At 39.3% G+C, this 25431-nt stretch carries 15 protein-coding genes; 11 read left to right on the top strand and 4 right to left on the bottom strand.

Going from position 1 to position 25431, the window contains the following annotated elements:
- The first annotated feature begins 50 nt into the window (after nucleotides 1-50).
- The 9 genes from HWV00_RS11440 to HWV00_RS11400 all read left to right on the top strand — a co-directional run bounded on the left by HWV00_RS11440 (nucleotide 51) and on the right by HWV00_RS11400 (nucleotide 14546).
- Nucleotides 51-1271, top strand: a complete 1221-nt coding sequence (locus tag HWV00_RS11440) for a carboxynorspermidine synthase (protein WP_211681311.1) — start codon at nucleotides 51-53, stop codon at nucleotides 1269-1271.
- Entirely contained in the window at nucleotides 1271-2464 is a 1194-nt protein-coding gene (nspC, locus tag HWV00_RS11435; RefSeq protein ID WP_211681309.1) for a carboxynorspermidine decarboxylase, read from the top strand. Before HWV00_RS11440 ends, nspC begins: the two co-directional genes overlap by 1 nt.
- Nucleotides 2465-2495: 31 nt before the next feature.
- Complete coding sequence (locus HWV00_RS11430) at nucleotides 2496-3926, top strand: diaminobutyrate--2-oxoglutarate transaminase family protein (protein ID WP_255554500.1); 1431 nt, start codon at nucleotides 2496-2498, stop codon at nucleotides 3924-3926.
- 638 nt (nucleotides 3927-4564) lie between these two features.
- On the top strand, nucleotides 4565-5704 hold the full coding sequence (locus HWV00_RS11425; RefSeq protein ID WP_211681307.1) for an RHS repeat-associated core domain-containing protein: 1140 nt from the start codon (nucleotides 4565-4567) through the stop codon (nucleotides 5702-5704).
- Between the two features lie 195 nt (nucleotides 5705-5899).
- Nucleotides 5900-7024: a hypothetical protein gene (locus tag HWV00_RS11420; protein ID WP_211681305.1), complete on the top strand. Its 1125-nt coding sequence runs from the start codon at nucleotides 5900-5902 to the stop codon at nucleotides 7022-7024.
- Nucleotides 7025-7110: 86 nt separating this feature from the next.
- A complete protein-coding gene (locus tag HWV00_RS11415) occupies nucleotides 7111-8229 on the top strand; it encodes a hypothetical protein (RefSeq protein ID WP_211681303.1) in 1119 nt (372 codons plus the stop codon).
- Between the two features lie 87 nt (nucleotides 8230-8316).
- Nucleotides 8317-9441 carry a hypothetical protein gene (locus HWV00_RS11410; RefSeq protein ID WP_211681301.1) on the top strand — a complete coding sequence of 375 codons (1125 nt, stop codon included), beginning with the start codon at nucleotides 8317-8319 and terminating at the stop codon, nucleotides 9439-9441.
- Nucleotides 9442-9591: 150 nt separating this feature from the next.
- On the top strand, nucleotides 9592-13326 hold the full coding sequence (locus tag HWV00_RS11405; protein ID WP_211681298.1) for an RHS repeat protein: 3735 nt from the start codon (nucleotides 9592-9594) through the stop codon (nucleotides 13324-13326).
- On the top strand, nucleotides 13323-14546 hold the full coding sequence (locus HWV00_RS11400) for an RHS repeat-associated core domain-containing protein (protein WP_211681296.1): 1224 nt from the start codon (nucleotides 13323-13325) through the stop codon (nucleotides 14544-14546). Before HWV00_RS11405 ends, HWV00_RS11400 begins: the two co-directional genes overlap by 4 nt.
- Nucleotides 14547-14639: 93 nt before the next feature.
- Here HWV00_RS11400 and HWV00_RS11395 read toward each other — a convergent pair whose 3' ends face one another.
- The 4 genes from HWV00_RS11395 to HWV00_RS11380 all read right to left on the bottom strand — a co-directional run bounded on the left by HWV00_RS11395 (nucleotide 14640) and on the right by HWV00_RS11380 (nucleotide 23153).
- A complete protein-coding gene (locus HWV00_RS11395; RefSeq protein WP_211681295.1) occupies nucleotides 14640-16553 on the bottom strand; it encodes a methyl-accepting chemotaxis protein in 1914 nt (637 codons plus the stop codon).
- 228 nt (nucleotides 16554-16781) lie between these two features.
- Entirely contained in the window at nucleotides 16782-18695 is a 1914-nt protein-coding gene (locus HWV00_RS11390; RefSeq protein ID WP_211681293.1) for a methyl-accepting chemotaxis protein, read from the bottom strand.
- A gap of 331 nt (nucleotides 18696-19026) precedes the next feature.
- Complete coding sequence (locus tag HWV00_RS11385) at nucleotides 19027-20940, bottom strand: methyl-accepting chemotaxis protein (RefSeq protein ID WP_211681292.1); 1914 nt, start codon at nucleotides 20938-20940, stop codon at nucleotides 19027-19029.
- A gap of 299 nt (nucleotides 20941-21239) precedes the next feature.
- Nucleotides 21240-23153 carry a methyl-accepting chemotaxis protein gene (locus HWV00_RS11380; protein WP_211681290.1) on the bottom strand — a complete coding sequence of 638 codons (1914 nt, stop codon included), beginning with the start codon at nucleotides 23151-23153 and terminating at the stop codon, nucleotides 21240-21242.
- Between the two features lie 389 nt (nucleotides 23154-23542).
- Here HWV00_RS11380 and HWV00_RS11375 point away from each other — a divergent pair, with 389 nt between their 5' ends.
- On the top strand, nucleotides 23543-24217 hold the full coding sequence (locus HWV00_RS11375; RefSeq protein ID WP_211681288.1) for a thiol:disulfide interchange protein DsbA/DsbL: 675 nt from the start codon (nucleotides 23543-23545) through the stop codon (nucleotides 24215-24217).
- A 291-nt stretch (nucleotides 24218-24508) separates the two neighbouring features.
- The gene (locus HWV00_RS11370) at nucleotides 24509-25348 is read left to right on the top strand and encodes a 2OG-Fe(II) oxygenase family protein (protein ID WP_211681286.1); all 840 of its coding nucleotides are present in this window, start codon (nucleotides 24509-24511) and stop codon (nucleotides 25346-25348) included.
- The last annotated feature ends 83 nt before the right edge of the window (nucleotides 25349-25431 follow it).

Here is a 25431-nt window from a genome sequence, read left to right as displayed (position 1 = left end):
ACGTTAACCATTTAAAAAATAACAATAAAGAATAAGTTTAAGGAATAGATATGTCTGTATTACAAATTGGTGCTGGTGGTGTTGGTTGGGTTATTGCGCATAAATGTGCACAAAACAATGACGTGTTTGGTGATATTACAATTGCTTCACGCACAATCGCTAAATGTGACAAGATCATCACAAGCGTTCATCACCGCGACAACTTAAAAGACAAGACTCGCAGCTTAGTATCACGTGAAATCAACGTTGATAACAAAGATGAGCTAATCGCACTTATCGAAGAAGTAAATCCAGATTTAGTCATTAATGCCGGTCCTCCATGGGTGAACGTAGCAATCATGGCTGCGTGTGTAGCAACTAAAACTGCTTACCTAGACACATCTGTTGCAACGGACCTATGTAGCGAAGGCCAGCAAGTACCAGAAGCTTATGATCCACAATGGGCATTCCGTGAAGACTTCGAAAAAGCCGGTATCACAGGTATTCTAGGTGCTGGTTTTGATCCAGGTGTCGTAAGCGTATTTGCAACGTATGCATACAAGCATTTGTTTGACGAAATCGACAGCATCGACGTAATGGATGTAAACGCGGGTGATCACGGTCAACGCTTTGCAACTAACTTTGATCCAGAAACAAACATGTTAGAGATCTTAGGTGATTCGTTCTACTACGAGAACAAAGAATGGCACCAAGTACCTTGCCATAGCCGCGTAATGGAATTTGATTTCCCTGTTGTTGGACAACAAAAAGTTTACTCAATGGCGCATGATGAAGTACGTTCATTAGCAGAGTTTATTCCTGCAAAACGTATTGAATTCTGGATGGGTTTCTCTGATAACTACCTTAAATACTTCAACGTAATGCGTGATATCGGTTTATTAAGCCAAGTTCCAGTTACGACAACTGACGGCATTACAGTTGAGCCACTTAAAGTATTAAAAGCGATCTTACCGGATCCAACGTCACTTGCAGAAGGTTACACAGGCAAAACATGTATCGGCACATGGGTTCGTGGTACGAAGGGTGGCAAGCCACGTAGCGTATTTGTATACAACATCTGTGATCACGAAGAAGCATATAAAGAAGTTGAGCATCAAGCAATTTCTTATACAACGGGTGTTCCTGCAATCACTGCAGCACTACTTTACTTCCAAGGTAAGTGGAGTGATGCTGGTTTATTCAACGTAGAACAACTTAACCCAGATGACTTCTTAGAATTGATGCCTCGCATCGGTCTAACATGGGAAGTTCAAGAGTTGGATTGCGAGTAATGTCGGCAGTTAATACAACTATTAATACTGCTATTAATATAACAGACGCAGGGGCGCTTAGTGCGCCTCTGAAAACACCGTATTTCATGATTCATGAAGATAAACTGCTGCGCAATCTTGAGATCTGCAAACAGTTAAAAGATCTATCGGGTGTGAAGTTAGTGTTGGCATTGAAGTGTTTCTCTACATGGGGAACATTCGACACTATCAGTAAGTATTTAGACGGTACAACAAGTAGTGGTCCGTACGAAGTTCAGCTTGGTCATGAAACATTTCCTGGTGAAACACATGCTTACAGCGTGGGTTACAGTGAAGATGACGTGATTGCTGTGCGTGATATTGCCGATAAAATTATTTTTAATTCGGTATCACAACTTGAGCGTATGCAGCCTTTGTTACCAGCTTCAAGCAGTGTTGGCTTACGTATCAACCCTGAAGTGAGTTATGCGGGGCAAGATCTTGCTGATCCTGCACGTGCTTATTCTCGTTTAGGTGTTAAACAAGCGGGTCTAACGGTTGAAACTGTGTCTAAACTTGACGGTTTAATGTTCCACATGAATTGTGAAAACAAGGACTTTGTTGCTTACAACAGGATTCTTAACACAATTTCAGAACAGTTTTCAGCGCATTTAGATCAAGTATCTTGGGTGAGTTTGGGTGGTGGTTTGTTCTTCACTTATCCGGGCTATCCAGTGGCTGAATTAGCGTTAGCGCTTAAAGCCTTTGCTGAAAAACACAACGTACAACTTTATCTTGAACCGGGTGAAGCGGTGATTACGGATACGACAGATCTTGTGGTATCAGTGTTAGATGTGGTTGAAAACGATAAGAAAACAGCAATTGTTGACAGTGCAACGGAAGCGCATCGCTTAGACACACTTATATATAACGAGCCTGCGAGTTTTGCTGAAGCAACTGAAGAGGGTGAGCACCCTTACATCATAGGTAGTTGCTCATGCTTAGCGGGGGATATATTTGGTGAAGCCAATTTCCCACAGGCATTACAAATTGGTGATCGTTTAACTATTAAAGATTCAGCGGGCTATACCATGGTTAAGCTGAATTGGTTTAACGGCCTTAAAATGCCAAGCATCTACTTTAAACGTGCTGACGTTAATGGTGTGAGCGGCAAAATTGAAATTCTGAATCAATTTGATTATCAGGATTTTAAGGCGACATTAGGTCAGGCTTAATGAATACAAGATCAGAGAAGGTGGAAACGTCGTGAGCGAAGTTTTAAATTATGTGACTGAAATGAATAACGATAAACCAGCGATGCGTCTACAAACGCCAGTTGCGTTAAATCTGAATTCATTTCTTAGTCAGCCAACGCGCGTGTTGGCAACTAATAGCTATTTGCAACGCCAAGAACAGCGTGAATCGAATGCGCGCAGTTACCCGCGTCGTTTGCCATTTGCGTTAAAACGCGGTCAAGGTATCTTTGTAGAAGACACTGAACAGCAGATTTTTATTGACTGTTTAGCTGCTGCGGGTACGTTAGCGCTAGGTCACAGCCATCCCGATGTGACGGATGCGTTGATTCAAGCAGTACAATCAGAAGTGCCAATGCAAACACTGGATCTGATGACGCCTGTTAAAGATCAATTTATGACACAGCTATTGGCTTTACTACCGGGTAATATGGCTGACAATGCACGCATTCAAATGTGCAGTCCTTGTGGTTCAGATGCGGTTGAAGCAGCGCTTAAGTTAGCTAAAATTGCCACGGGTCGTCGTTCGGTTCTTGCTTTCTCAGGTGCTTATCACGGTATGACGCATGGCGCGTTAGCAATGATGGGTAACTTAGGAGCTAAGTCGGCATTAAGCATGACAGGCGCTGATGTGCAAATAATGCCATTCCCGTACGCGCCACGTTGTCCTTATGGCTTAGGTGAAACGGGTATTAAAGCCAGTCTTTACCAGTTAGAAACAATGCTAACAGATCCTGAATCGGGTGTTGCTAAACCAGCGGCGATTATTGTTGAAGCAGTGCAGGGCGAAGCGGGTTCATTACCTGCAGATCCAACATGGTTGAAAGGTCTACGTGATATTACTAAACGTCACGGCATTGTGCTTATCATTGATGAAATTCAAGCCGGTATGGGTCGTACAGGTAAAGTATTTGCATTTGAACATGCTGATATTGAACCGGATGTGATTGTGGTATCTAAAGCTCTTGGTGGTGGCCAACCATTAGCAGCGGTTATTTATCACAGTGATTTTGACCAATGGAATCCAGGTGCACACGCGGGTACATTCCGTGGTAATCAGTTAGCAATGGCTTCTGGTTTGGTGGTTATGCGCCATCTTGCTGAAAACCAATTGCATTTGCACGCAGGTGCGATGGGCGCTAAGTTAAAGCATGACTTAGAAGCGATTGAAAGTGACGTTATCGGTGATGTTCGTGGTCGTGGCTTGATGTTGGGTATCGAGATTATTGATCCGAATGGCGAACGTGATGCGTTAGGTAACTTACCGCAAGATGGCCAACGTGCGAAAGACATTCAACAAGCGGCATTACGTCGTGGTTTGATTATTGAATTAGGCGGGCGTTTTGGTTCGACTATCCGCATGTTACCACCGCTTATCATTCAGCCTGCAGAGATTGATGTGGTTGTTGCTATCTTAACGGATGCGATTAACTCAGTGGCTTAATGCTATTTCTTAATTGAAATTCGCTCGTTAATAAAACTGTTCGTTATTAACTGATGAAGTGAGTCAAACCGGACATTTTTAAAACGAGTATATTAAGGTCTAATTCCGATTTAATACGGGGTTAGGCCTTTTTTATTAATACCTTCAATATTTTACCACTTGTTTTATAAAGATGTTAATAGCTTTATCTGCTTTATTTTGGTGTCTTAATCTTATAGATTCTCACCATTTTGGTGAATAAATCTACTTTAATCCAATTTGAAAACTTATTCTAAATTCGTTTATTACGTAAAAAAGCATAATAAAGTAGTTTTTATTATCGCAATAAACTACCACTTTATGAGTTGTATATTTACCTGCTCACCCTAGGCTTTATAAGGGGGCTGTTCTAATCTTAATACCTAAAACTTGATAGTGAGTGATGGGGTTATCGCCATTCCCTTATCTTTCACTTTATCTGAATTCTTCATTTTGGCCTTTTTCTTGCCTGTTATCTATTCGTTGACCAATACCTAGATACCATTTTCCTCTGACTATGCGAAGGAGTTTTCATCATGAGCAAGGGATTATCGAGAAGGCAATTTTTTAAATTCAGCGCGATCATGACTGGCATAGCAATTTATGCACCAAGAACGCTTTTGGCAAAGTCATCCACAGCTGTTGTTCCTGCGGTTATTTTTGAAAATCCGATGGGGTTTAATGGTCAACCAAAAGACTTTGCGATGGATATGTATCATCTTGGTAATGGTTACCGTGTTTACAATCCTGCGTTAGGTAGTTTTCATCAATTTGATGGTGAGATGGCTCCGTTTGGAGATGGAGGGGTAAATGGATACACCTTTGCCTCAAACGATCCCATTAATAATATTGACCCCAGCGGTAGAGTCGATGCGAGTGGCATCATTGGTGGTATTTTAGGGATATTGTTTTCTATCTCAGTGGCCGTCGCTACGGTGATGACTGGGGGGCTAGCGACAATACCAACACTCGCCCTTAGTCTGACGGCACTAACCGCAGGGCTTTTATCTGGTTCCACCGGTATCGCTGCTGCGATTATCGATGATCCGAGTCATCCTGCTTACAATGCTCTCTCAAAAACATCGACAGTATCTGGTCTCGTCATTGATGTCGCTTCTGTTGCATTGGGTGGTTTAAGCGTTTTGGAAAATGGCGCGAAGCATCTTCGCAACGCAAGGAAAGAGTCTACTGGTCTTTATCAAAAAATTTCTAAAGCTAAATGGATGTCTAAAGTAGAACTTACATTTGAAGCTGTTGATGCAGTTGGTACTTCACTTGGTGTGGCATCAACATTTAATGGTAACGAAAAGTTAGCGAAGGCTGGGTTAGGACTTAATATCGGCAGTAATGTGGTTAAGCTTGGCTTTTACTCCCGCATGCCTGCAAAAATGGCCAAAGATAAAATGAGTGGGACAGATGTCACCAAAAAAAGTTTTGGGCGGCAAGATTCTCGAGTTGGTTCAAATACTGGTCCACTCCTTGGGTCCTATACTGCGGGGCAGGTTGCTATTGCTAAGCTGGTTAAAGAGACGCTTCGCAGCGCACGTGTCGCCCGAAATACTTACCGTATCGTTCACAACTCCTCGCCTTCTCCTATCGTTGAAATGGCTCAGTCTGGCAGTTATTCCGTGTTATCAGACACCAGAAATGAACTACGTGAAGATTTTATGGGATCGCTGGGTACGATCTACGATAGGCATCAGCAATGGGAAGGGTCTGGGCAATTAGAATATGGATTCGGCTTAGGGCATTTAAATTAAAAAGGCCTAATTCTTAGTGTAAAAATAACAATCATTATAGTCATGATAACTTAACTGTCCGTTAATAATTGCGCATCAAAACCTTAACAATGGTGCTTTAAAGTGTTCTCGCATCACATTAATTAGAAATCTGAACTCTACCTTGGTAGATGTTTGGATCGTATATACATGGAAATATTAATCAGGATGAAAAATATGAAAAAATCTATTTTATTAATGAGTTTCTTATTTTCAGGAGCTACATTAGCGAATGATTCTTGCCGTGGAATAACACCAGGAGGTTCTGGAGAGGAGTTAGATTATCCATCGATAACCGTACTTGGAAATGGGAATATCTATGCTAATGGTAATATGCAAGCAAAGATCCGGGTTGATTATAAAGCGCAAGCAGGCTTTTCATTAATGGATATTACTTTATGTGATTACTTTGAAATGACCCCTATAGAAGATAGCGGGGAATGGAAAGTTGATGAAATAGAAAATGACTATTTACATGAGATTATATCAAGTCAACCTTCAAACAATGACAATCCTGAAGATGTAAACACTAATTTCGCCGACTGGATACCGTTTTATGATACACGTTATTTAAGAACAGCGGATGATACTGAGGCGTCTGCAGATGTTTGTGTTGTAGTGACTGGCATGCAAAGTGATGGGGAATTAATCGCTAAAACGTCATGCATCGGAGATAGCGTATCGACCATCCACGTTGCTGCCGAAATACCGGAACCAGTAGAGTTTGAATTAAATTGGGACAAGATAAATGATACAAACGAGCATCTTTCGAAAGTTTATGAACTACATAGTGTAGATAAAAACATTCAAATTCATGATATTAAATATCGTAATGGTGCAAGTGAAGCCACTAATACGACTCTTCGTGTAAACAGTCAATCAGATTTTAATGTGTTACGAGATACCCAAACAGGAGAGAGGATATCTAGTTGGGTTGGCGTATGGGCTTATGACTCAAGTAAAGTCGATACAGTCGAGATCATAAACGAAAACTCTAAAAGCGTCGGTTCGTTTGACCTTCCCACTTTAGCGCCCCCGTCTTCACCATCATTAATTACGTCATTCTTTTTATTTCAGCTACATAGATATTACTACATGATAGCAGATAACCTTTGCTATAAAACCGGAACCGGTAGTAACAGCTGCTACAACTATGAAGGAAAGCATTCTTATCCTACAGGAATTGGAGAGTCAGATTACCGTACTAACGATTTAACGATAACAGATGTTTATGGCACTCCTCGATCTGTGTCCATTAAGTTCGGTAACGGGAATGATAACGACGATTTGTTCATTTATTAATTGAATTAAATAGCTCATCAGATTGATGAGCTATTTATTGGCGTTTAGGTCGTACCTTCATAGAAGTATTTATCAGGATGAAACATATGAAAAAATCTATTTTATTATTGGGTCTGTTATTTTCTGGGGCTACATTCGCGAATAATACTTGTAGGGACATAATCCCAGGAGGCCCTATTGAAGAGTTAGAATCGCCATCGATAAGTGTACTTGGAAGTGGCGGGATCTATGCTAATGGCAACATGCAAGCACAAATCAGAGTTGATTATAAAGCGCAAGGCGGGTTTTCATTAATGAATATCACCTTGTGTGATGCTTATGAAATGGAACCTATAGAGGCAAAAGGTAAGTGGAAAGTTGATGAAATAGAAAATGACTATTTACATGAGATCTTATCAAGACAGTCTTCAAACGATGACAGTCTTGAAGATGTAAATACTAATATGGGTGATTGGATACCATTTTACGATACTCGTTATTTAAGAACCACTGGTAATGAGCCTGTCTCAGCAGATGTCTGTGTTGTCGTAACGGGTATGCAAAGTGACGGGGAGTTAATCGCTAAAACGTCATGTATTGGCGATGACATGTCTAGCATACATATTGCAGCGGGACTACCTGAACCAGCAGAGTTTGAATTAAAATCTAAAAAAATTAGAGACGAAAAAAATAATCGTGCGAAAGTTTATGAACTGCACAGTGTTAATCAGGTTATTCAAGTCAAGGATATCCAATATAGCAATGGAGTAAAGGAAGCCACAGCTTCGATTCTTCGTCTAAACGGTAGCTCTAGTTATAATGTACTAAGAGACTATCAAAAAGGAAATTGGGAATCTAGTTGGGTTGGAGTATGGGCTTATGATTCCAGCAAAGTCTACGAAATAGAGCATATTAATGCGATTTCTCATAGTGTCGGTTCATTTTCTCTTTCTACTATAACACCACCTTCTACATCATCATTAATTACATCATTCTTTTTATTTCAAATACATGAACAGAATTTCATGATCGCAGATAATTTTTGTGCAGAATGTATTTACGGTATGAATGACTGCATTAATTATGATGGAGATACATCACACATGCAATTAGTGTCAGATAGATTGACTAACGATTTAACGATAACTGACTTTTATGGTACCGCTCGTTCACTGACTGTTAAGTTCGGTAACGGGAACGATAATGACGATTTGTTCATTTATTAATAGAATTAAATGGCTCATCAGATTGATGAGCCTTTTTATTGGCCTTTGGGCCTAACTTTCATGGAAATATTAATTAGGATGATAAATATGAAAAAATCTATTTTATTAATAACTCTCTTTTTTTCTGGGGCTACATTCGCCAATGACTCTTGCCGTGAGATATCCCCCATAGGAGCTGAAGAAGAGTTATATAACGTATCGATTAGCGTACTTGGAAGTGGGGATATCTATGCTAATGGTAACATGCAAGCAGAAATCGCTATTGATTATAAGGCTCTAGGAGGATTTTCATTTACGGATATCACTTTATGTGATTTTTATGAAATGACCCCAATTGAGACTGATGAAGAATGGGCTGTTGAGGAGGTTGGAAATGACTATTTACATGAAATATTATCAAGCCAATCTTCAACTGAACAACGTAATAACGAGGAAGATATCACAATTACAGACGCAGAGTGGGAACCATATCGTGAAACACGTTTTATAAGAAAAACGAATGATCTTCCTGCGACAGCAGAAATATGTGTTGTCGTAAAAGGCATGCAAAGTAATGATAAAATCATCGCTAAAACCTCATGTATAGGTGATAACATGTCGAGAGTTCATATCTCAGCCCAAAAACCTAAACCTATCGGGTTTGAACTAAAGTCGGACACGATAAGAGACGAAAAGTATCATCTTGCAAAAGTGTATGAACTGCATAGCCAAAGTGAATACGTTCAAATTCATGATATTCAATATAGTAATGGAGCGGTAGAAGCAATATCTTCGAATCTTCGCTTGAACAGTGACTCTGAATTTTATGTATTACGAGATTATCAGGGGGCTGTAGGTGTATCTAGCTGGGTTGGATTATGGGCTTATGATTCAAGTAAAGTAGAAACCATTGAACATATTAATGAGGATAGCGATACTGTGGGTTCATTTGATCTTTCAATCATATCACCTCCTTCAACACCATCATTAGTTACATCATTCCTTTTATATCAGATGCATGAAGAATACTACATGATCGCAGATAAAAAGTGCATTAAAAACGCTTCAAGCCAAAATGTGTGTGTCAATTATCAAGGTGATAATTCCATCGCTAATGGAGAGTCCGATAGGCGAGCTAATGAATTATCTATAACTGACTTTTATGGAACCACTCATTCCTTGTCTCTTAAGTTCGGCACTGGTAATGATGATGACGATTTAGTGCTTCGATAGACAAAATCTAAATAATAAGGCTCATCAGATTGATGAGCTTTTTTATATTAATACCTAACACAGGGTGATGTTATGGACATGACGAGTAACGCATTTAATTTTAGTGAATTTATTAGCTCAGGTGTAGACGTTCGTACCGGTTCATTCTCATTGGAGTTTAGTCTTGGGACATTATTAGCGAATAACCTGTCGGGCCCCAACTTTGAAAAGAAAATTTATTACAATCCGTTTGATACAAATGATTACGGATATGGAATAGGGTGGAAGCTATATATAACCCACTTTGATAAAAGCAATTATAACCTCACGCTTAAAAATGGGCAGCGATTTAGAATTCAATATGATTCTGATTTAGAAGAATACGTTATTCCTTATAAAAAACTCCAAGATACCAAAGTTTATTATATGAGTAATATTTCTAAGCCTGGAGAGTCTGCCAGAAGTGGGCTAAAAATTGCTTATAAAAATGGTGAAACAGAATTTGTGGATTGGAGTAGCGGCACACTGCAACGACGAGTATCTCCACATGGCCAAGAAATATATTTTGACTACGCCGCACATAGTGGTAGCTATCGTTTAATCTGTGTTTCAGACAGTGTCGGCAATGAGCTCAATACTGATTACTGGACCACTAATGCATACACAAAAGTGAGTTTAATCTCGATAACAGGTGAAGAAAGACATATTACGCTTTATAAAATGGGCTCAAAGTTAGATCGAGTAACCTTGCCAAACACTGAAGACTTATTAACTCGTATCAACTACGAGACCTTATATAGTCTTAACGTAAAAGTGATCAATACCGTTATCCACCCGACAGGTCAAGTTGATTATATATGGTACAAAGAACTGGGCCATAAAACGCCATCTGGTTCACCTATGAGTCACTATCCTTATGTCACTAAATTTCAAAGTATCTATGAGAATGGTCAACCATCACAAACCATTATATACGACTACTCGACGCTTAATTTTTTAGGTTATAACAGTGGCGTGTCATGGGATAAAGATGAAGATACTTTATTTAAAGCATTATCTGACTACACCTATTCAAGTGATGAAATTATTAATGGTGATGTGAAAATAACAAGGCATTACAATAAATATCATTTGGTAGATAAAGAACAGTTTTATGACGGTGAATTTTGTTATCAGGTTGTGGATTACGCCTATTTTGCCAACTTGAACTGGAAGATCAGTGATCAACCAGCAAACTACAGCTTAGCGCGTGAACAGAAAGTCACTTTTTATAGTAGCAGTGGTGAACGAACAGAAACTAATACATATGACTATGACATATACGGTAATATCCTCGCCAATTTTTATGAAGATGGCAGTGTTAGCTACTATGAATACTACCCTTTAGAAGGGGTTGAAGCGCAATGCCCTGAGGCACCTTATGGCATTGTCCGATTTTTAAAATCGGAAAATTTTCATTTACCAGGCGCAAGCTTAGGTGGTACGCCTTATCGTTCAAAACACGTCGAATATAAAGAAATTACGATGTTAAACAATGACGGTATTTTCGTCGTGCCAATCAAACAAATAAATCACAACAGCGAAGTCGCTATGATTTATTACGAAGATAAAGCCGACAACAACATGTTTGGTCGCATTGAATCTAAGTCCACTACCGTTAACGGATCTACCAGTCACATATCTCATCGTTACCTTTTTGACACTTCTTATCTCTCAATTACGAATACCTTACGTACGCATGATGGATACACGACATTAAAACGTGAAGACTTTAGCTACTTAACCGGCAATATGATGTACGCACTGGATGAACAAGGGATCAGTGTCAGTACAGAGCATGATGACTTAGATAGAGTGATTTCTGAAAGCTGGGCACACAATAACAGCGTTAAAATTTCGAGAAATTATGACTATACAATAGGAGATGGTGAAAACCAGCTAGCAATAAGCGATTCAACGGGTAGAAACAAGATTTTCAAGTTTAGTAATGCGAACAATCTCATTAGTATTTATCAGCAAAATAATGAAGCCACTCTCTTTAAATCCAATGAATTCATTTATGATGCGCAAGGTCAAATTATACAGCAATCAAGTTTTGACAGGATTAATTCGATAGCTAAGCCAATGCATGAGTATCGAGAGTATGATCATTGGGGCGAAATATCAAAAGTGACTTATCCTGATGATACTGTTGAAATATTTCAAAATGATGTTGTGGCCATGCAGTCCAATCATTATATCGAAGGTCTTACTCGAACAGTTACAACATATAATATCGTAGGTAAAGAACTCTCTATTTTAAAATACGATCCTGATGACATAGAGTTTTCCGAAACCATTAATGATTACAACAGTGCACACCAATTAATTAAGACTGTTGATGAAAATGATTTAGAGACTTTTTACCAATATGACGATAACGAAAGGTTAATTGAGCAATACTTTTATGATGATGACGTAAAAATAAAGATAGATATTCACTATGCTTCATTCACTAATGATTTATTGACGACACAAGTGAGTGTTAATAATACGCCCATGGGACAAAGGGCTTATGACGGTTTAGGGCGAGTAACAACAGAATCGAAATTTGAGGGTACCGCTATAAACTTTGATTATACGGGCTCATCTTCCAAAGCCACCAGTGTTGAGACTGAATCAGGTAGTACGATTGAAATTACATACGAACCATTTTGGGGTGAGAAGACGGCCGTTATTGTTGATGGGGATGAAAATAATACCTCAACATATCAGTATGATAATCAAGGTCGACTCATTCGAGAAACCAATTCAAATTGTGCCATCACTTATGTTTACAACAATTTAGAGCAACTTGTTTCTGAATCAGTAAATATTACAGAGGAGGACAAGGAACTAACTGCAAGTTATACCTATAGTCCGATGGGTGTGCTTTTACAGCAAACGGATTTTGTGGGAATGTCTAAAGTGGTCACTTATGATTCCCTTTGCCGTATAGAACGCACTGACTTTGTAAGTAAAAGCGGCATCGGTCATAACTCTATCGTCATTAATTATGACGCATACAGTAGGCCAACTGAATACACTTATAGCAATGGATATGACTCATTTATAAATACCATATATTACAATTCTTTTGGTGTGGAAAGTGGGAGAAAAACACATAAAGGTGGTGAGCTGGAGGTTGATTTGTCTATTCGTTATTTGAATAATCTAAAGATTGATAACAGGCAGATCACGATCACGGGGAAACGAAATACTAACGAAGATATGGGATATGATCAAATAGGCAGGTTGACTCAGTACAATGCTACCGGGGAGCTAACGCCTCGCGATAATATAGGTCAATTGACCAATCAAGCGTTCAACTTTGATATTTACGACAATATTGACTCAAAACTAACGACATACAGTACTGCTAGCGAAGCGATTAGTACTGACTATCAATACCACGCATTCAATAAAACTCAGTTATCAAACATATCAACTCAACATATCGATTACCCTATAACGCATGATAGCGCGGGAAACTTAACCAATGATGAGCTAGGAAATCAGTATGAATACGATGTATTTAATAGGCTCAAGTCAATCCGTGACAGTAATGGTAACAGCATTAATAGCTACCAATATGATGCGCGAGGCTTTTTAATATCTCAGCGCCCTTTTAACAGCGATACGATTTATCTCTACTATCAATTCAATTCAATTGCCAATGAATGTTCGTCTATCCATAGTACGAGTTATATTGGTGTTGATGATAACGTTATTGGCAGGGTCGTTGACGAAGTGACTTATCAATATATGGCAACAGATACGAACGGTAGTGTGCTATCGACTTGGACTCGTTCACAAGACCAATTGAAGCAGTCGGTCAATACCTACACGCCATTTGGTTCTGGCTATACGAAGGAGTTTTCATCATGAATAATGGATTATCAAGACGACAATTTTTTAAGTTCAGCGCGATTATGACTGGTATCGCCATTTATGCACCAAAAACACTGCTCGCTAAATCCACGACAACGGTAGATCCAGCCATTATTTTTGAAAACCCTGTTGGATTTAATGGCCAGCCGAAAGATTTTGCACTGGATATGTATCACCTTGGCAATGGCTACCGTGTTTACAACCCAGCCTTAGGTAGTTTCCACCAATTTGATGGTGAAATGGCACCGTTTGGTGACGGTGGTTTGAACGGATATTCTTTTGCCTCAAACGATCCCATTAATAATATAGATCCCAGCGGTAGAGCTGACGTGAGTGGTATTGTTGGGGGGATTTTACGTATCATGTATGGCATTGCTAATATGGTAACAACTGTTATGACTGGGGGATTATCGAGCATTCCAACGCTTGCGCTTAGTTTGACAAAGTTAACTACATCGCTGATATCTGGTGCAACGGGTATCGCGGCAGCCGTTATTGATGATCCGTCGCATCCGTCTTACGATGCACTTTCAAAAGCGTCTATCGTTTCGAACCTAGCAAGTGGAGCCTCTTCTGTCTCGTTAAGTGGTGTAAAAGCGGTAGACAATGGTGCAAAGCAGCTTAAGAAAATGGGGCAGCAGTCTGATAGCACCTTTCAAAAATTTTCAAAATCTAAATGGTTATCCAAAGCAGAACTCAGTGCCGAAACGGTTGATACGGTAGGTACTTCACTTCAAGCCGCCTCTGCATTTAACGGTAATGAGACTTTAGCCAAGGCGGGGTTAATTTTAAAAGTCGGTAGTAATATCTTTAAGGTCGGTTTTGGCGCTCGTGTACCCGCAAGAATGGCAAAGGATAAAGTTACCGGCTCAAACTCAACAGCACTAAAACTGGGCACAAAGCACTCTCGCTTAGGATCAAAATCTGGACCGAGCCTAGGTAAGTATACTGCGGGTAAAGTCGCTACTGCTAAGCTAGTCAAAGAAACCATCCGTAGTGCGCGTGTATCTCGAAATATTTACCGTTTAATCCCCAGTTCTTCACCATCGCCTGCCGTCGAAATTGCGCAGTCAGGAAGCTACTCGGTATTATCAGACACCAGAAATGAACTCGGTGAGGATTTTATTGGCTCACTTGATACGCTATATGACAGGCATCAGCAATGGCAAGGGCCAGATGATCTCGAGTACGGGTACGGTTTGGGGCATTTTAATTAAAGATGGCTTGAGATAGGATTAATAAAAAGCCACCTTAAAACTATTTAAGGTGGCTTGAATTACTTATTCGTTAGTATGACTTATTTGTTAGCATTATTTCAGTTTAAACTGACCAACAATTGCCACTAACTGTTCATTTGAACTTGCTAGGTTACGGGTACTGTCCATGGTTTTGTCACCATTTTCGGTAAGTTGATTAACCATGCCTTGGATCATCGTCATGTTACGGTTAATTTCTTCCGTTACTGAGCTTTGTTCTTCGGCTGCTGTCGCGATCTGAATACCAAGGTCATTAATTTGCATCACAGACGTTGTCATTGAATCTAGGTTATCGTTCACACTTGCAGTTGTCGTTGCTGTTTGTTGACAGCTTGCTTTGGTAATATCCATCGCACGAACTACCATATCAGCGCCGTTTCGTAGGCGTAAAAGCATCTCGTTAATTTCTGAGGTGCTTTGCTGTGTACGAGCTGCTAGCGTGCGTACTTCATCTGCAACAACCGCAAAACCACGACCTTGCTCACCAGCACGTGCTGCTTCAATTGCCGCATTTAATGCAAGTAAGTTAGTTTGGTCGGCAATTTCACCGATGACACTTAATACACTACTGATCTTGTCAGTATCTTCATTCATTGTTTGAATGTTAAGCGCCATTGCTTCGACTTCATTTACCAAGTCAGCAACCCCGTGTACAGCGCCTTCTACAACCGCTTTAGACTGGTGTGCTTCATCGGCAGACTGTTGAGTGAATGTCGCTGATTGCGCTGCATTTTGAGCAACACTGTCTGCTGTTGAGCTCATTTCTGTGATGGCTACAACGACTTGGTCTGTCTCACTCGCATGATCAGTTAATACCGTATTGTTTTGTTCAGTTTGCGATCTTAATTGCTCGATGCCTGCTGAAATATGCTCTGTTGATTGTGAAATCTCTAGCATCATATCTTGCAAGTTGATCACAAAGCGATTCACTGCTTCAGCGATTTGACCTAAATCATCATTGCTGTTTACAGTGAGGCGTTGTGTTAAATCGGCATTACCTTGTGCAAGGTCTACAACTGTAGATTTTAATGCCAAAATTGGACGGTATAGCTGGTTAAGTGCTGCATATACAATCGCTGAAGCAATCAGGATAAGTAGTAGGGCACTAAATACACTTTCTTCTAATAGCTCTTTTACTGTTGCGTAATGTGCTGATTGATCAATCGTGATAAGTAAATGCCAGCTCATTGAATCATCAAGTTTAATTTCTTCAAAATAACTGACTTTATCCGCACCGTTAACAGTGAAGTTTGTTACACCTTCATCTTTTGTTAGCATCTCTCGTTGTAGTGGTGCATAGCCAGCATCATCAGATAATTTACTCTGGCCTGGATTACGAATCTGCTCGGTTGAGGCGATGGTTGTGCCTTGATTATCATGTAAACTGGTGACAGCATTCGCAAATGAAGATTCACGTACCATATCATTCAAAACACCAAGCTCAATATCAGCAAGGAGTACACCTGCTAACTGACCATCTTTATAGAAGGGTGCAGAAATACTAATCAGTAATTGTTTTGTTAATGCATCCTTATACATTGCCGTTACAATCGGACCGCGTTTTTGCTGTGCCAATGTATACCAATCACGTGTACGAGGGTCATAACTTGTTAAATCTCGTTTACCACTTGCCGCGCCATAAGAACGACCATCAGCAAAGCCAACAACGATATCACTGGCTTTTGTTGCCGCTGTGATTTGTTTTACCATGAGGTGTATTTGCGCGTCACTGCGTGTTTGTGCAAAATCAGGTGCCGTTGCAATTAAACCTTCTTTGATTGTTTGAAACCAGGTGTTAATTTTTGCGGATGTAGTGTCAACTTTCAACATAGAGTAATCATTGATATTACTCGACATTGAAGAAGATAATTGACGGTAAGAAAAGAAATTAGAGATCGTTAAAGTGATTATTAGGAGTAGAATAATGACCGAAATTATTCGCCCTTTAAAACTTGATAGAAAATTCACGTGAACCTATACCCTTTAATAGTTAGAAATGTTGCCATTTAACTGATTTGCCGATATAAATTCAGCGGATGGCGATTATTTCAATATACTATCATCCATATGTTTCTTAGGGTAGGGTTTTGTAAGCTGTTGTAATAGAGGTTTAATGCAGAGGATATTCTTTTTTACATATTAAAAAGCTTTGTGGTTATAAAAATAGACCACAAAGCTTAATGCATTACTTCATTATTACTTCAGTTTGAATTTATCCACAATCGTCAATAATTGCTCATTACTGCTTGCCAAATTACGTGTGCTATCCATTGTTTTCTCACCATTTTCGGTAAGTTGATTGACCATACTTTGGATCATCGTCATGTTACGATTAATTTCTTCTGTTACAGAACTTTGTTCTTCAGCAGCCGTCGCAATTTGAATACCCAGATCGTTAATTTGCATGACCGAACTTGTCATTGAGTCGAGATTGTCATTTACACTTGCTGTTGTTTGAGCTGTTTGCTGACAACTTGCTTTCGTGATATCCATCGCGCGTACAACCATATCGGCACCGTTACGTAAACGCGCAAGCATCTCATTGATTTCAGATGTGCTTTGTTGTGTTCTCGCTGCAAGGGTGCGAACTTCATCTGCGACAACCGCAAAACCACGACCTTGTTCACCTGCGCGAGCTGCTTCAATTGCTGCGTTTAATGCAAGTAGGTTAGTTTGATCTGCAATTTCACCAATCACACTTAATACCTTGCTTATCTTATGGGTGTCCTCGTTCATGGTTTGAATGTTAAGCGCCATTGCTTCAACTTCATTAACTAAATCTGCAACACCGTGAACCGCGCCTTCGACAACGGCTTTTGATTGGTGGGCTTCATCAGCTGAATGTTGAGTAAAGGTCGCTGATTGTGCTGCACTCTGTGCGACACTATCGGCAGTAGAACTCATCTCTGTTACAGCGACCACCACTTGGTCTGTTTCGCTCGCATGGTCGATAAGTACAGCATTGTTTTGTTCTGTTTGTGCTTTTAATTGCTCGATACCCATTGAAATATGTTCTGTTGAATCTGATATTTCTAACATCATGCGTTGTAAATTACTGACAAATGCATTGACCGATTCCGCAATCTGCCCGAGGTCATCGCGGCTGTTCACGTCTAAACGTCGAGTCAGGTCGGCATCGCCTTTTGCTAAATCTAAGATTGTAGCTTTTAACGCAAGAATTGGACGGTATAAGCGTGACAGGGATACAAATATAATAAGAGATGCGATGATAACAAGCAGGGCATTTGAAATGATAGCGTTATTTAGACCGCGGGAGACAGGTGCAAAGTGTACTGATTTATCAATAGTGATAGCAATCTTCCAGCTCGATTTATCATCTAACTGTAAGGTTTTATAATACACAATTTGATTTTTTCCATCAGCCTTGAATTCAAATGTACCTGTGTCATTTTGAAATATTTGTGTTTGAAGTGCTGCATAACGTTTGTTATAGCGTTGCATTTCTTTACCAATATTTTCTCGTTTATCTGTTGATGCAATTGTCATACGATTAATATCGTAAAGACTGGTTGTTGCACCAAAGAATGCGGATTTACTCACCATTTCTTTTAGCATATTAAGGTTTATATCAGCAAGTAGTACCCCTTTAAGTTGACCGTTTTCATAAAAAGGTTCAGCGATACTAATGATTAGTTCACCAGAGATCGAATGCTTGTAAATATCGGTAATGCTTGTTGTGCGATTTAGTTTTGCTGCTTTATACCAAGCGCTGGTTCTTGCATCGAATGCAGAGAGCGGCACTTGCCCATCTAATGCACTAAATGTACGGCCATCTTCATAGCCTGCGATAATATCGGTTGCTTGAGTTGCATTTGCAACCTGTCTCACCATACGTAATGTCTGTTGATTATCACGCGTGGTTGCAAAACTAGGCGCTGTTTTAGCTAATCCGTTTTCAATTGTGACAAACCAATCTGTAATTTTATCTGTTGTGCTTTCGACTTTAAGTTCTGAATATTGATCAATACTCTCTACCATCGAAGTTGATAATTGCTTGTAGGAGATGAAACTCGCAATAGTCAGTGAGGTTATCAATAATAAAATAACGACCGAGATGATTCGGCCCTTAAAACTAGTTAAAAAGTCCACGAGATAAAATCCTTTAAAGTGCTAATTATTTGTTCGTTAGTATTTATTTTTCGATAAAATATCATATGTACATATCGTTTGATATATACAATTTAGCGGATAATATAGATGGGACGGGTGGTTGTATATAGTTAAATTACACAATCTAGATTCAATGACGAACGCTTACATTTGAAGTGTGTTTTAGATAAAATAATCATCTTTAAATTGAGTGCGTTACAGTGTGGGCAGTAGATTATTAAGTAAATGAAGACAGAAAATTAAGTGAAAAAAAATAGAAGTGAATGTTAAATACAGGCCTTTAAATGATAAAGGCCTGTATATGGCTTATTTATTTAAGTTTGAATTGCCCCACAATGGTCATTAGTTGCTCATTCGAGCTAGAAAGACTATGTGTGCTATCCATCGTCTTGTCACTGTTTTCAGTTAGCTGAGAAACCATATTCTGAATCATCGTCATATTACGATTAATCTCTTCCGTTACTGAGCTTTGCTCTTCAGCGGCAGTCGCAATTTGAATACCAAGGTCGTTAATTTGCATCACAGACGTTGTCATTGAGTCTAGGCTATCGTTGACACTTGCGGTTGTATCCGCAGTTTGTTGACAACTTAACTTGGTGGTATCCATTGCTTTTACAACAGTATCTGCACCATTACGTAAACGGGTCAGCATTTCATTAATTTCAGAGGTACTTTGTTGTGTTCTTGCTGCCAGTGTACGAACTTCATCAGCTACCACGGCAAAACCACGGCCTTGTTCGCCAGCGCGTGCTGCTTCAATCGCGGCATTTAGTGCGAGTAGGTTAGTTTGATCTGCAATTTCACCAATCACACTGAGTACAGTACTTATCTTATGTGTGTCTTCATTCATGGTTTGAATGTTAAGCGCCATTGCTTCAACTTCATTAACCAAGTCTGCTACACCGTTTACTGCACCCTGAACGACATTTTTAGACTGATGTGCTTCATCAGTTGATTTTTGTGTGAAGGTAGCACTCTGTGCTGCACTTTGTGCCACACTGTCGGCTGTTGAACTCATTTCAGTGACGGCGACAACAACTTGATCAGTCTCACTTGCATGGTCAATTAACACTGTATTGTTATATTCAGTCTGAGTACGTAGTTGCTCAATACCGGCAGAAATATGCGTTGATGATTGTGAAATATCGAGCATGATAGTTTGTAGGTTGATAATAAAGGTATTTACTGCTTCGGCAATTTGACCTAAGTCATCTTGACTCGTTACATCCAATCGTTGTGTTAAATCACCATTACCGCGTGCGAGATCTTGTACAGTTGATTTTAATGCGAGGATTGGTTGGTAAAGTTTATTCAAGCAAACGTAAATTAATAACGACACAATAATAGTCATTATTACTGCAGTGGTTAACGAATCTTCTAAGCTGTCGGTAATGATAGCGTGGTGTGCTTCTTTATCGAGGGTGACTAATATGTGCCAGCTTAATGTTTTATCTAGCTTAACAGATTCGAAATAGCTGATTTTTTCTTTACCGTTAACAGAGTGGATGAGTTTACCTTCATCAGCCGCTAACATTTCCTGTTGTAACTGTGCAAGTGCGGCGTTATCAGCAAGTTTTGATTTACCTGGATTATCGATTTTATTGGTAGAAGCAATCGCGGTGCCGAATTCATCAAATAAACTGGTTGTCGCATGATCAAATGCAGATGATTTAACGATATCTTCAAGGACATTTAATTCAACGTCAGCTAATAATACACCTTGTAGTTGTCCATCTTTGTAAAAGGGTTCCGCAATACTCACTAGCAAGTTTTTTGTAAATGCATCTTTATACATAGGTGTGACAATTGTTTTACCTTGGCGCTTTGCTTCTTCATACCAACCGCGTGATCGCGGGTCGTAATCATTAACGTAACGTCGTCCTGCTGACGCGCTATAAGAGCGGCCATCTTCAAAGCCAACAAGAATATCTGTTGCTTTTGTTGACGCGTTAATTTGTGTCACCATTAAATTAAGTTGTTCATCGTCACGCGGTACAGAAAAATCAGGTGCCGTACCAATCAAACCGTCTTTGATTGTTTGGAACCACGCGTTTACTTTTTCGGATGTACTAGAGACTTTTAGCGTTGAATACTTATCAATGTCATCTTTCATGAGTGATGACATTTGGCGATAAGAAAGAAAGTTAGAAATTGCGAGCGTCGTGATGAGCAGTAGTATCACGACTGTAATTATCCGGCCTTTAAAACTTGATAAGAAATTCACGTGGGTACATCCTTTATATTAATTAGTATCGAGTGAGTCCACTCGAATTACTGCGATAGCACTATCGCTCCTACATTGTTATTAGCTTATCGGCAGGAAAACGTAATATCGCATTTAAAGTTATCAGTGAGTGACATTGATCACGTAAATATAACAAATGTAACCATTAAGTGATAAATTCTGATAGGGCTGGAGGGCTGTTATCTGATTTATAATTGTTCTTCGATGATAAGGAATGAAGCCAAGCAGTACGCATTGACCCTAGCTGAGTAGGGTTAATGCGTATAATAAGGAGGGATTTATTTAAGCTTAAATTGGCTCACTATAGAGATCAAATGCGTATTGTTGCTCGCCAGATCGTGCGTATTATTAAGTGTTTTATTACTGTTGTTTTTTAACTGGTGCACCATAGTTTGAATTGATGTCATATTACGGTTAATTTCTTCTGTTACTGAGCTTTGTTCTTCGGCTGCAGTGGCAATTTGAATGCCAAGGTCATTAATTTCTAATACTGATTCCGTCATTGAATCTAAATTGTGATTAACACTTTCAGTTGTTTCCGCTGTTTGTTCACAGCTTGCTTTTGTAGTATGCATTGCTTTAACAACCGAATCAGCACCATGACGTAAACGCGTTAGCATGTCATTAATTTCTGCAGTGCTTTTTTGTGTTCTTGCTGCCAAGGTTCTGACTTCATCGGCAACAACGGCAAAGCCTCGACCTTGCTCTCCTGCGCGGGCAGCTTCAATGGCAGCGTTTAGTGCGAGTAAGTTAGTTTGGTCGGCTATTTCACCAATGACACCAAGCACAGAGCTGATCTTATTCGTATCTTCGTTCATCGTTTGAATACTAATCGCCATGGTGTCAACTTCGCTAACTAATTCGGCGACACCATGAACCGCACCTTGCACGACTTCTTTTGAGCGTCTGGCTTCATCGGTTGATTTTTGTGTAAATGTGGCAGACTGCGCGGCACTTTGAGCAACACTGTCAGCTGTTGAACTCATCTCGGTGATCGCAACAACAATTTGTTCAGTTTCACTTGCGTGGTCTAACAGCACGTTATTATTATGCTCTGTTTGCGAACGAAGTGCGCTAATACCATCGGTGATGTACTCTGTTGACTGAGATATTTCGAGCATCATACTTTGTAAATTGGCTGTGAATCTGTTTACTGCTTCTGCTATTTGGCCTAAGTCATCGTTACTGTGTACTTTAATACGGCGAGTTAAATCACCATTACCTTCGGCCAAGTCTACGATGGTTTCTTTTAACGATAGGATAGGTTGATATAAACGGTTCAACGCGACTAAAATGATAATACTGGCTAAGAAGACAAGAATAAGTCCAGTGATAAATGCACTCTCTAAACTTTCGGCTATGGCGATAAAGTGAGATGACTTGTTTACAGTAATTGCTACTTTCCAAGATATGGCATCATCAAGGTTTAATGTCGTGAAATAAGCAAGTGTTGTTACCTGACCTTGGTTAAATTCGAATGTACCTTTTTGGTTATTTGACAGCGTATTTTTAAATGGTGTTAATACGGCACTAGTGGAGTCCATCGACTTACCTACAACTTGGTGTTTATCTGTTGACGCGATGGTCATGCCTGTCATGTCATATAAACTAAGTGTGGTATTTGCAAACGATGAATTCTGAATAAAGTTACTTACTGTTTCTAGAGGCATATCTGCTAATAAGGCCCCTGTAAACTGGCCGTTATGATAGAAAGGTTCTGCGATACTGATCATCAATCCACCGGTTGTCGCATCATTGTAAATTCCGGTGATGATTGTTGACCCTTTTTGTTTTGCGTTTTTATACCAGTCACGGTCACGTGGGTCATAACTATCTAAGCTTAGCTTGCCATCTATTACTGTAATTGCTTTACCGTCTTCATAACCAGCCAAAATGTCATTTGCGTTGGTAGCGAGAGATACCTGTTTCACCATCAATAATAACTGTGCGTCATCACGAGGTTCAGCAAAGTCAGGTGCGGTAGCGACGAGGCCTTTCTTAATACTTTGGAACCAGGTGTTTACTTTATTTGCAGTACTATCAACTTGTAAGTGTGAATATTTATCTATATTACTGACAATAGAAGTAGATAATTGTTGATAAGAAATAAAGCTAGCAATCACCAGCGATGAAATAACAAGTAACATTACAACTGTAATGATACGTCCTTTAAAACTAGATAAAAAATTCACGTTCGTTAATCCCTTATAAAATTAATCGATAGCATGCTTATGGAATAGTGCTATAAATTGAATAATATCTATAAGGATATTTATTGTACATTCGTTTATATAATAAGCTGCATCTGGATCACCTTTGGCGCTGTTTATTCTGTATATTTGATGTACTGCGTGATTAATATCTATTTAATACATAAGCTATTGGTTTAATTGCTCTTTTGTAATGCTTATTCAAAATGTTATTTATGTCTATCAATTAAGTGGAGAATATGAATATTTTGGCTTAATTGATCTAAATCATAACGAAAGTAAAGCTAGGTAATCTTATTCGACAGTATTAATTATACGTTATACGCTCTCGATCTTTTCAACCCCATCTTCAACTTATGGTCCACTATTTTATGAAATCACTCTTTAAGCCACTGTTACTCGTTTTTGTTTCTTTCTTTGCCCTTGCTGGTTGCAGCGAGGACACTAGTCCAAAAGAAGGAACTGAATATACAATTATCCCTACACCAATGTCTGACTTACCTGATGTTGTAGAAATCTTTTCTCTTGCATGTGGTAACTGTCGTAATATGGAGTCAATGATTCCTGTGATTGAAGAGTTGGCGAAAGTGGACATGGCGAAAACGCACGTGACATTTAATGAAAGTGCACAGCGTTCAGCTTATGTTTATTATGCGGCTGAGATCCAAAGTGATGGCAAACCAAGTGAAGAGATGATGGCTGAGCTATTTGCTTACACGCAAGACGGTGGTGATGATCATGGCCATGGCGGTGAAGAACCTAAAAAAGAAGAACCTGCGGCAGCAATGACGCCAGAGCAGAAAAAAGCACAAATGATCGAAATCTTTGCTAAATATAACATGAAGAGCCCAATTGATTTAAGTGAAGCAGAGCATGAAGTTGTGTATCAAAAAATGATTGGAGCTGAAGCTATTGTGACTAACTCGAACATTGCATCAGTACCTGCATTCTTAGTGAAAGGTAAATACTTAGTTAACTCAAGTGCACATAAAACATTAGAAGAAATGGCGGCGACTATTTCTTACTTGAATGGTTTAGAACAATAATATTGCGTGTTTACTGACAGGTTTATTACGTCGATATTTAATCTGTTAACACGAAAAGGGCTGCATTTATGTAGCCCTTTTTATTTTCTGAGAGTTAAATATTACAGGCAGATATATCGTTACTTTCATACACTGCGTTTCATTCAAAACTAGATAGTATCGTTTATGAACGACGGTATATGTGTGTATGCATTATTTACGAACAGATATAGCTAAAATAAGGAGAAATAGTAGACATTATGTTCGATAATTTCTATCATCCGCATAATATTTTACAAAGAAGTATATAAAATGACATTAGTAGCAATTGATTACCGTGCAGAAAACAGCGGCGAAGCGTTTGTAAAATCACTTCGTGAAACAGGTTTTGGTGTTTTAACTAATCATCCGATTGATGCGGAATTAGTTCAAGCGATTTACACTGAGTGGCAAGCATTCTTCGAAACTGAAGAAAAGCATGACTTCTTGTTCAAACCTGAAACGCAAGATGGCTTTTTCCCTGCTGCTATTTCAGAAACAGCAAAAGGTCACAGCGTTAAAGATATTAAAGAGTATTTCCATGTATACACTTGGGGTCGTATTCCTGAGTCATTAAAAGAAAATATTCTAGCGTACTACGAAAAAGCAAATGCACTTGCAGCTGAATTACTGGATTGGGTTGAAGAATTCTCACCAGCTGACGTATCTGCAAAATACAGCATTCCATTATCAAAAATGGTTGAAGAAAGCTCGCGCACGTTATTACGCGTACTACATTACCCACCAATGACAGGTAATGAAGAAGTCGGTGCTATCCGTGCAGCTGCGCATGAAGACATCAATATGCTAACGGTATTACCGGCAGCAAATGAACCTGGCCTACAAGTACTCCAGAAAGATGGTACTTGGTTAGACGTACCAAGTGATTTTGGTAACATCATTATTAATATTGGTGACATGCTACAAGAAGCGTCTGGTGGTTACTTCCCATCAACAACGCATCGCGTAATTAATCCAGAAGGTGCGGACATGACAAAAGCGCGTGTATCTTTACCGCTATTCTTGCATGCTAAAGCTGAAGTGGTTATTTCGGAGCGTTATACGTCTGAAAGCTACTTGAACGAAAGATTACGTGAACTGGGTGTTCTGTAACTTTTGTTTTTCATGAAGTGACTTTATTTATATATCGTCACTTCATTGAATAACAGCAGTGAAAGCATCGAGTATCTTATGAT

Origin of the sequence: Moritella sp. 24, from assembly GCF_018219155.1 — a bacterium.
Classification (GTDB): domain Bacteria; phylum Pseudomonadota; class Gammaproteobacteria; order Enterobacterales; family Moritellaceae; genus Moritella.
The sequence above is the reverse complement of the archived record's forward strand: the minus strand, read 5'-3'. Positions and strand labels throughout refer to the sequence as shown.